Consider the following 8,860-nt stretch of genomic DNA (forward strand, 5'->3'; position numbering starts at 1 on the left):
GCAAAGGTGACCGCGGCGGGTGACCAGCACAGGTAGAAGGCGAGTTCGCCGGTGGTGCGGTTGCGGCGGATGAGCAGGTGGCGGTGGCCGTCAGTGCCGATGTGGGTCCAGACCCAGTCGTAGTAGCGCTCGCCCTTCGCACCACGGCCGGCGCTCTGCCGCTGCCAGGCGGTGGCGGGCAGCCGTTTGGCGACGGTGTCGGCCCTGTTCTCCCGAAGCTACGGCGAAGTGACAAGTAGCTCTCTGTAATCAGAGTGACGCTCGGTCAGGGAGAGCAAGGCGGGGCCCGGGGAGTTCGCCGGCCGCCTGGAGGGCGGCGAAGTCGGCGTGGGCTGCCTCGACGGCTTCGGGGTATGCCTCGCGCTTGGCGTGTTCGGCGAGCGCCCGGTAGATGCTGGCCACCGAGGGGTTCTGTCCCTTGCGCTTGCCGGTGGGGATGAACAGGTCGGGCTGGATCTGCTCGACGGACTCGCCGAGCGCCCGGCGCCGGAGCACGGTGTGGAGCATGTCGTCGGTGATGACCGGGGGCCGGCCGCCGTGCTTGCCCTTGCGGGCCGCGGTGTCGAGCCCCTCCAGGGTCGAATCGCGGATGTTCTCCCGCTCGGTCTCCGCCATCGCGGCGAAGAACGCGAACAGCAGCTTGCCGGGGCCGGTGGGGTCGTAGATGCCGGGCAGGGGTCCGGCGAGCATCTCCAGGACCAGGCCGTGGGCGGTGAGGTGGTCGGCGAGCGCGGTGAGTTCGGCGGCGTCGCGGCCGAGGCGCTTCATCTCGTACACGGTGAAGATGACTCGGCAGTGCGGGGCGTGCGCCTTGACCTCCCGCGCGGTCCGCAGCGCTTCCTCGAACTTGGGCCGTACGCGGACGCGGGTGCTGATCTTCTCGCTGAAGATCTTGTCCCTCGGGATGCCGTGCTTGCTGAGCGCGTCGAGCTGGGAGTCGAGTTCCTGCCCGAGGGTCGAGCAGCGGGCGTAGCCGATGCGGATGTCCGCGCTCGGCAGGTCCGGGTCGATCGGCGCCGGCGGCGGGGTGCCCGGCCGCCACGGCCGGCCCGGGCCGCGGTCGGCCGGGGTCGGCACCCGTAGCGCCTTCTTCAGCCGGGGCACCAGGGTGAAGCGGCGGGTGTGGTAGGCGGAGGCGACCGCGCCGCCGCGTGAGCGGCACGGTGAGCCGGGCTGCGCGTCACACTTCGGACAGGCGTGCTGTTCGACGTCGTCGGCGTCCGACCGGTCGGTTGGCGAGGGCTGCTGAAGGTCCGTCATGGGCCCGAATTTTCGCACAATGCAAGTCTCATAAGGGGGCCATCCCCTCTTTTGAGTGAGAACGGGTTCCGAGAACCGATCGGGTGCCGAACGGGGTCCGGCGGCCGATTGTTGATCTTGCTCGCGCAAAGGATCGTTTATGAGAGTTCGTGTTGCGTCGCTCTTGCTGGCGAGCTTCGGCGACTGAGGTGCTTGATACTCAGCGAGGTGGGGTTACCAAACCCGTCTCATAGGCGGTGATGACAAGTTGGACTCGGTCGCGGGCTTCGAGTTTGGTGAGTAGCCGCGCTACGTGTGCCTTCGCCGTGGCCGCGCTGATGTAGAGGTGGGTGGCGATCTCGCTGTTGGACATGCCGCGTCCGACGAGGGTCAGTACCTCGCGCTCCCGCTCGGTGATGTTCCCGACCGGTCGTGGATGCAGAGCTGGTTCGGGGCGGGCGGCGAACTCTGCGATGAGGCGGCGCGTGACGCTTGGGGCGATCAGGGCGTCTCCGGCGGCGACAACGCGGATCGCCCCGAGGATGTCGTCCAGTGCCATGTCCTTGACGAGGAATCCGCTCGCACCCGCTCGGAGCGCGCCGTAGATGTACTCGTCGTCGTCGAACGTGGTGAGGATAAGGACGCGCGTCGCTCCAGCGGCTGCTGTGATCAGCCCGGTGGCCTCGATGCCGTCCATGCCTGGCATGCGGATGTCCATCACTGCCACGTCGGGCCCGGTGTCCCGGACCAGTTGGACCGCTTCGGCGCCGGTTCCGGCTTCTCCCACGACGTCGATGTCGGGGGCGTCGGCCATCAGGACGCGCAGACCGCTGCGGACCAGTGGCTGGTCGTCGGCGAGCACGACGCGGACCGTCATGAGATGTGCACTCCTTCGGGGAGGGGGAGCCGGGCTGCCACACGAAAGCCGCCCTCGGGTAGCGGCCCGGCGGTGAACTGGCCGCGCAGCAGGGTGACGCGTTCCCGCATTCCGGTGATGCCGTATCCGGTGCCGGAGGCGGGGCCGCCGCGGCCGTCGTCGGCGACCTCGATGGTCAGTTCGCCGTCTTGGTAGCCGATGGTGACGCGGCAGTCGGGGGTGTCCGCGTGGCGTACGACGTTGGTGAGGGCCTCCTGGACGATCCGGAAGGCGGCCAGGTCGATATCGGGCGGTAGGGGCCGTCGTTCTCCGAGCCATTGCACGTCAGCATGGACGCCCGCGTCCTTCGTTGACGCGGTCAGCCGTTCCAGGTCGGCCAGTCCCGGGGCAGGCTCGCGCGGCGGGGCCTCCGCCCCGGTGCCCGGTTCGGTGCGGCGCAGTGCACCCAGGGTGCGCCGCAGCCCGGCGAGGGTTTCCCTGCTGGTGTCTTCGATGGTGGCCAGCGCATTGCGGGCCTCGTCCGGCTGTGTGTCGATGACCCGGCGGCCCACGCCTGCCTGGATGGCGATGACGCCGATGCTGTGCGCGATCATGTCGTGCAGCTCACGGGCGATCCGGAGCCGCTCGGCTGCGACGGCCTGGGCGGCGGTCTGCGAGCGCAGTGCCGCGGCGTGCTCGCGGCGTTCGCGAACCGAATGGCCGGTCATCCAGGCGGCGGCAAGGGCCAGGACGAGGACCACGACCGTGCGGGCGAAGCCGTCCGTCCCGGTCCCAAGACGTGCGGCGAAGGCGACCTGTACGCCGAGCGTCGTGACGGCAGCGGTGACCGCGATGAGGCGAGGCCGTGTGGCCACGACGTATCCGGCGGCGAGATCGTTCGCCAGAACCAGCAGATACACGACCTGCCAGAACGGCGTCGTCGTCGCCGTGACATACGTACCCAGAAGCATCAGTGCCAGGGCCGGCAGCGGACGACGGCGCAGCAGTCCGAGAGGCAGGACCGTGACCGCGGCCGCCGACACGAAGGGCAAGCCGGGGGAGTCGAAAGGCGTGCCGCGTGCCGCGAAGAACAGCACGAACGGGTAGGCGATCGCCTCACACCAGGCCAGAGCCGCCCGCGCGGCCGGCCGCAGGTGCCAGGACAGCAGGGGACGCGGCTTGGCGGACATGGGGCGATCGTAATCGCCTGACCAGCGGCGGAACATTGGCCCGTGGGCGTACGCCCACGGGATACAAGCCCTCCCGCCAGTGCAGCCGACGGGCCGATGCCGGACGGGCACTCTCCCCGGCACCGTTGGCCGGGTGATCGAAGTCAACGAACTGACCAAGCGATACGGCAAGGCCACTGCCGTCAACGGCCTGACCTTCACCGTGCGCCCCGGCCACGTCACCGGGTTCCTCGGCCCCAACGGTGCAGGAAAAAGCACCACACTGCGGATGCTCCTCGGCCTGACCGAACCCACCAGCGGCACCGCCACCATCGACGGTCACCCGTTCCGGGACCATCCGCGCGGCCTGCGCCACGCCGGTGCCCTGCTCGACGCCCATGACGTCCACGGCGGTCGCAGCGCAGTGGCCTATCTGTCCGCCCTGGCCCGCAGCAACGGTATTCCGCGGCGCCGGGTGGACGAGGTCCTTGAGGAGGTAGGACTGGCTCCTGCGGCCCGGCGCCGCATCGGCGGGTTCTCCCTGGGCATGAAACAGCGGCTCGGCATCGCCACGGCTCTGCTCGGCGACCCTCCGGTGCTGCTGTTCGACGAGCCGGTCAACGGCCTGGACCCGGAGGGCGTGCGATGGGTGCGCGGCCTGTTCAGGCGGCTGGCCGCCGAGGGGCGCACGGTGTTCGTCTCCAGCCACCTGATGAGCGAGATGCAGAACACCGCCGAGCACCTGATCGTCATCGGCCGGGGCGAGCTGATCGCCGACGAGAGCGTGGCGGAGTTCACGGCCCGCGGCACCCGCCAGAGCGTGACCGTGCGGACGCCCGATCCCACCGCGCTGGCAGCCGTGCTCGAAGCCGAGGGTGCTTCGGTACAGCCGGACGACTCGGTCGCCGACGCAGAGGAGTGGCTCACCGTGAGCGGCCTGAGCGCGGCCCGCATCGGGGAACTCGCCTCCCACCACCGCCTCGTGCTCCTTGAGCTGGCCACCCGCACCTCCTCACTGGAGGAGGCGTTCATGGAACTCACCGCCGACAGCGTCGAATACCTCGCAGGAGAATCCCGATGACCTCGACCACCACACAGCACACGGGAATCTCGACCGCCGTGCGCGCCGCCGAGCCCGGCGCCCGCTTCCGGGACCTCCTCGCCGCCGAGTGGATCAAGCTCTGGTCACTGCGGTCCATTTCCTGGGCATTCGGGGCCAGCGCGCTGGTCATCATCGCCATCAACATCAGCGCGGCCGTCGCGGACTACAACAACTGGCCGACCTACAACGAAGGGATCCGGGCCCTCTTCGTTCCGATCTGGGCCATGCGGGACGCCTTCACCATCGGCGCCTGCATGGTCCTGATACTCGCCACCGGCAGCATCGGCGCCCTCACGATCGTCGGCGAGTACAGCACCGGACAGATCCGCACGACTTTTGCGGCAGTACCGGCCCGCCGATCGGTCGTAGCGGCCAAGATGGCCGTCGTGACGGCAGTCATGCTCGTCTACGGCACGGTCGTCGCGGGAACCTCTTTCGGCGTGACACAGGCCATCCTGTCCGGTCGGGACATCGGCCTGTCCCTCGACTACCCCGGCGCGCTCCGCGCCGTCGCGGCATCCGCGCTGCTCGCTCCGGTGTGCGCGCTCGTCGGCATGGGACTCGGCGCCCTCATCCGGCACACCGCAGCCACCCTCGTGACGTTCACCGGAATCCTTCTGCTGCTGCCGTTCCTCCTCAACGACCGCCACCGCTGGTCGTCCGCCATCCTTCACGCGCTGCCCCGCAGTGCGTGGGAACGACTGGTGCAGATGGGCGACCCCTTCGGATCGGCCACCTACCCGGCGACCATCAGCGGGTCGTGGATCGTCTACGCGGCTTGGCCCCTCGCCGCAGCAGTCGTCGCTGTGGTCGCCGTCCGCCGGCACGATCTGTGAGCCCGCAGGGCCTGGCTGTCAAAGATGCACACCGGGCCGCTGCAGCAGGCTCTCGGTCCGTACTCGCCGGGTGCCAGGCGGGAGTGTGACGGCTCCGCCCCGCACTCAGGCTTCCGGCCTGGTCGTGCCACGCGGTGCCGGTTGAGGGGTCTGCGAGTCGGACGCCCTACGGGGGCCGGGCACCATGGACGCCGCGGCGACGAGGGCGAGGTGTGAGTTCATGTCCAGCTCGAAGCGGCCGTAGGGGTTCACGTGGGTCCAGAACAGCGGGGACAATGCCCGCCGATCGGCATCGGTGAGCCGCTTCTGCCACTTCTCCTCGCTCAGGATTTCCTGGAGGAGCAGCGTGTTGACGTGCACCAACGCCGACTGGAGCAGGTGCAGGGCGAGCATGGACACCTCCTGGGACTCCTTGTCTGAGCCGGTCAGGTCGCCGTCCTTGCCGTAGAACAGGTCATGGTTGGCGGAGTTCCAGTTCTCCACGACCTGGAGCCCGTCGTTGATCTCGCGCCGAAGGTCCGCGTCGGCGAGGTAGTCGCAGATGAACGCCGTACGTACCGCGCGTCCCAGTTCCTCAATCGCCCGGTACGTCGGGTGCTTGGGCCCGCCGCGGGTGAAGCGGCGCAGGACCTGCTCGGCCTCGGCGGTGCCCAGGCGCAGGGCGGTGGTGTACTTCACGATCTGGTCGTACTGCTGGCGGATCAGGTCCCAGTCGATCGTTTTGGTCGACAGGACCGGCGCCAGGTTCGGCCACTTCTCGTCCTCCCCGGCCGCCGGCCGGTACAGCCGCGCGGAGCCGACGTTCTTCAGCCTGGGCAGCAGGTTGAAGCCGAGCATGTGGGCGAAGGCGAACCCGACGATGGAGGCGCCGTGCGTGTCGGTGTACTGCCGGTCGATCTCCACGTCCGTGCAGTGCCGCAGCACGCCCTCGATCATCGCCGCGACCTCGGAGGCCGAGCAGGACTTGAGCTGGCTGTAGACGCACAGCGACTTCTTCTCGACGTGCCAGTAGATCATCACGCCGGGCCCGCGGTACCGCTGGTGCCACTCGGTCATGAAGTTCGAGCTCCAGGAGCCGAACTTCTTGGAGTCGCTCGCGCAGGCGGTGCCCTCGCCCCACCACGCCTGATCGCGGGCGGCGAAGGTGGCGTTGACCAGCCGCACCAGCGCCGCGCGCATGTTGGTCCGGTTGACGAACAGGTGCCGTACGCGGCGCAGGACGGCCTCGCTCTCGCCGTGCTTGCCGGTGACCGCGACACGCTTGATGCCCATGTTCGTCCCGAGCGCGAACAGCACCAACAGCAGCCGGCGTCGCAGCACCGCCTTCGGGACCGCCTCCCTGGTGGCGACCGAGGTGAACTCGCCGGTGAAGCCGGTGGCGAACTCGGCCTCCTTGAGGATGTCGATCAGGTCGATGGTGCCCCAGCGGCGTTCGATCTCCGCCTTCAGCGCGACGAGGTTCTCCGGCTCCTCCTGCTTGCCCAGCGGCGAGACCTTGATCCATGGCTCGCCGTGTCTCTTGACGATGTCTACCCCGCCCGTAGTGCCCATCTCCAGCGCCGTGTCGAAGCGGGTCAGGGCCTCGCGCAGCCTTTTCTCCAGGGCCTCGATGAACTTCTCCGGGTCCTGCGGCTGGCGGATCGCGTCGTAGTGCACATCGCGGTTGTCCTCGAAGTCCGGCGGCAGATCGTCCTCCGGGTTCTGCCACCGGTTCGCGCCCGGCACCCAGATCTCCCGCCGCCGCAGCGCGTCCCGCAGCGCCACGAGCACGCACAGCTCGTACGGGATGCGCTCGACCCGGCCGCGCTCATCCACCACCGCCTTGCGCCACTCCTCGCGCACCACCCCGGCCAGCGGGATCTTCTCCGCCTCGTCGAAGAACGCCCCCTCCTTCGCGATGGGCTGGTCCAGGTACCGCTTGAGCAGGTCGATCGCGTCCATCACCGGCCGGTAGGCGGTGTTGTTGCACTTCAGCTCCAGCGCGTTCAGCAGCGGCGAGACCATCCGCCGCCAGTGGTTGGAGTACGACGAACGCAGCACCGTACGCACCCGGGCCCGGTAACGCGCCTCGTTCGCCGCGGCCTCCGCCGCCAGCGCCTTCAGGGTGGACTCCCCGGCCACCGGATAGATCACCTTGCGGACCGTGCCGCCCGGCTCCGCGACCGCCGCTTCCGCGAGCCGCAGCAGGATGCCCTCCTTGCCGCGGACCCGCTTGAGCTCCTTGTTGAACTCGCCCTCGACCTTCTTCTCCGCCCGCGTGTTGATCTTCTGCACGAGCTGGATGAACAGCTCCACCAGCGAGTCGGTGATCTCCGTCTCCCGCACGTGGCACAGCGTCGACAGCAGTGTGTACCGCACCGGCCCGGCCGCCGCCCGCAGGTCCGAGGGATACTCCTTGGCCGCCCGCGCCCGCCAGGCCGCCACCAGCTTCCCCGACACGTCCCCGAACAGCTCCGGCGGGAGCTGAAGCCCGCGCACCCGCTGGAGCTTGTTCACCTCCGCCAGCAGGCTGTCCAGCCCCAGCGCGCCCGGGTCCGCCTTCAGCTCGGTGAAGAACGTGCCCCCGCCGCCCGCGCTGTCCGCGTCCGCGTCGGCGTCCTCGGCGATCAGGTCGTCCAGCCGGGACCGGGTCGCCGCCGACAGCCGGCCCATGGTGGCCGCGCAGAACCGTTCCTCGAAGGTGCTGACCGCCTTGCCCACCAGCCGGTCGATCTGTCCCGGGGCCGGCGGCTCCAGCCGGTCCTTGCGGCAGCGGGCCACCACCGCCTCCGCCAGCCGGTCCCGGTTCAGCTCCACCCCGCACAGCTCGACCGCCAGCCACTCGGCGAGCTGGGCCTGGTCCTCCTCGGTGCACTCACGGAAGCCGAACGCGCCCCGGATCTCCATCCGGTGCCGCTTGATCGCCCGCCCCGACCAGTCGTACGCGGCCCACTCCTCCGCCGCCACCCTCACCTGCTGAGCGACGTACGACACCGCCGGCACCGGGATCTCTCCGGCGTCTTCCGGGAACCGGGCCTCCACCTCGAAGAACTTCAGCAACAGGGCGAACCCCAACCGGTTCGCCCCCGACTTGTTCCGCAGCCGCTCCTGGTCCTCCTCCAGCAGCGTCCAGACCTCGATCAGGTCCTCCGGCTCCCACTCCTGCCGCACCCCAAGCTCCTTCCGGTCGTCATGACCGGACCAACCTCGCCGAGCACCGCCCTCGATGACCCCAGAAGATCAAAAACGCTGACAAGCACACCCCAGATCCGCTACAGAGAGCTACTTGTCACTTCGCCGTAGCTTCGGGAGAACAGGGCCGTGTCCGCGCGGACGGCGGTGCGGCCGCGGTTGATCCGTACCCGCGTCGAGCAGGCGACGGCCATCACGTAGCCGGTTCCGCGTGCCTCGAGGGCGGCGCGAAGCTGGGGGTCCTGCCCGTAGGCCTCGTCACCGGTCACCCATGGCGCCTCCACTCCGGCGTCCAGCGCGGCGGCGATCATCTCCCAGGCCAGGCGGGGCTTGGTCGCGAACCGGACTTCGTCGGGTATGCCGGCCGCCCGGCGGCGCTCGGGATCGGAGCACCAGGACTGCTCGGGCAGGTAGAGGCGGCGGTCGACCAGTGCCCGGCCCCGGCTGGTGGCGTAAGCGAGGAAGACACCGACCTGGGAGTTCTCGA

General features: G+C 69.5%; 6 protein-coding genes and 2 pseudogenes. 2 read left to right on the top strand and 6 right to left on the bottom strand.

Translation table 11 applies throughout. The annotated features are described in order from the left end of the window. The 4 genes and pseudogenes from AC2CJA_RS20220 to AC2CJA_RS20235 all read right to left on the bottom strand — a co-directional run. Positions 1-206, bottom strand: a pseudogene (locus tag AC2CJA_RS20220) (IS701 family transposase); the annotation flags it as partial. A gap of 43 nt (positions 207-249) precedes the next feature. Beyond that, a complete protein-coding gene (locus tag AC2CJA_RS20225) occupies positions 250-1,260 on the bottom strand; it encodes a recombinase family protein (RefSeq protein WP_484604105.1) in 1,011 nt (336 codons plus the stop codon). A gap of 199 nt (positions 1,261-1,459) precedes the next feature. Continuing rightward, complete coding sequence (locus AC2CJA_RS20230) at positions 1,460-2,116, bottom strand: response regulator (RefSeq protein WP_473867925.1); 657 nt, start codon at positions 2,114-2,116, stop codon at positions 1,460-1,462. Further along, positions 2,113-3,285 (bottom strand): sensor histidine kinase, encoded by a 1,173-nt coding sequence (locus AC2CJA_RS20235; protein ID WP_473898168.1) that lies wholly within the window; start codon positions 3,283-3,285, stop codon positions 2,113-2,115. The genes AC2CJA_RS20230 and AC2CJA_RS20235 overlap by 4 nt, the downstream gene beginning before the upstream one ends. Positions 3,286-3,418: 133 nt before the next feature. Here AC2CJA_RS20235 and AC2CJA_RS20240 point away from each other — a divergent pair, with 133 nt between their 5' ends. Both AC2CJA_RS20240 and AC2CJA_RS20245 read left to right on the top strand, forming a co-directional pair. Continuing rightward, positions 3,419-4,345 (top strand): ABC transporter ATP-binding protein, encoded by a 927-nt coding sequence (locus tag AC2CJA_RS20240; protein WP_484604106.1) that lies wholly within the window; start codon positions 3,419-3,421, stop codon positions 4,343-4,345. Continuing rightward, entirely contained in the window at positions 4,342-5,202 is an 861-nt protein-coding gene (locus tag AC2CJA_RS20245; RefSeq protein WP_473867928.1) for an ABC transporter permease, read from the top strand. The genes AC2CJA_RS20240 and AC2CJA_RS20245 overlap by 4 nt, the downstream gene beginning before the upstream one ends. A 105-nt stretch (positions 5,203-5,307) precedes the next feature. Here the strand turns inward: AC2CJA_RS20245 and AC2CJA_RS20250 are convergent, their stop codons facing one another. Both AC2CJA_RS20250 and AC2CJA_RS20255 read right to left on the bottom strand, forming a co-directional pair. Beyond that, positions 5,308-8,352, bottom strand: a complete 3,045-nt coding sequence (locus AC2CJA_RS20250) for a Tn3 family transposase (RefSeq protein ID WP_484604107.1) — start codon at positions 8,350-8,352, stop codon at positions 5,308-5,310. A 152-nt stretch (positions 8,353-8,504) separates the two neighbouring features. Beyond that, positions 8,505-8,860: pseudogene (locus AC2CJA_RS20255) on the bottom strand (transposase); the annotation flags it as partial.

It is taken from the genome of Streptomyces sp. ATLC9, assembly GCF_057196705.1.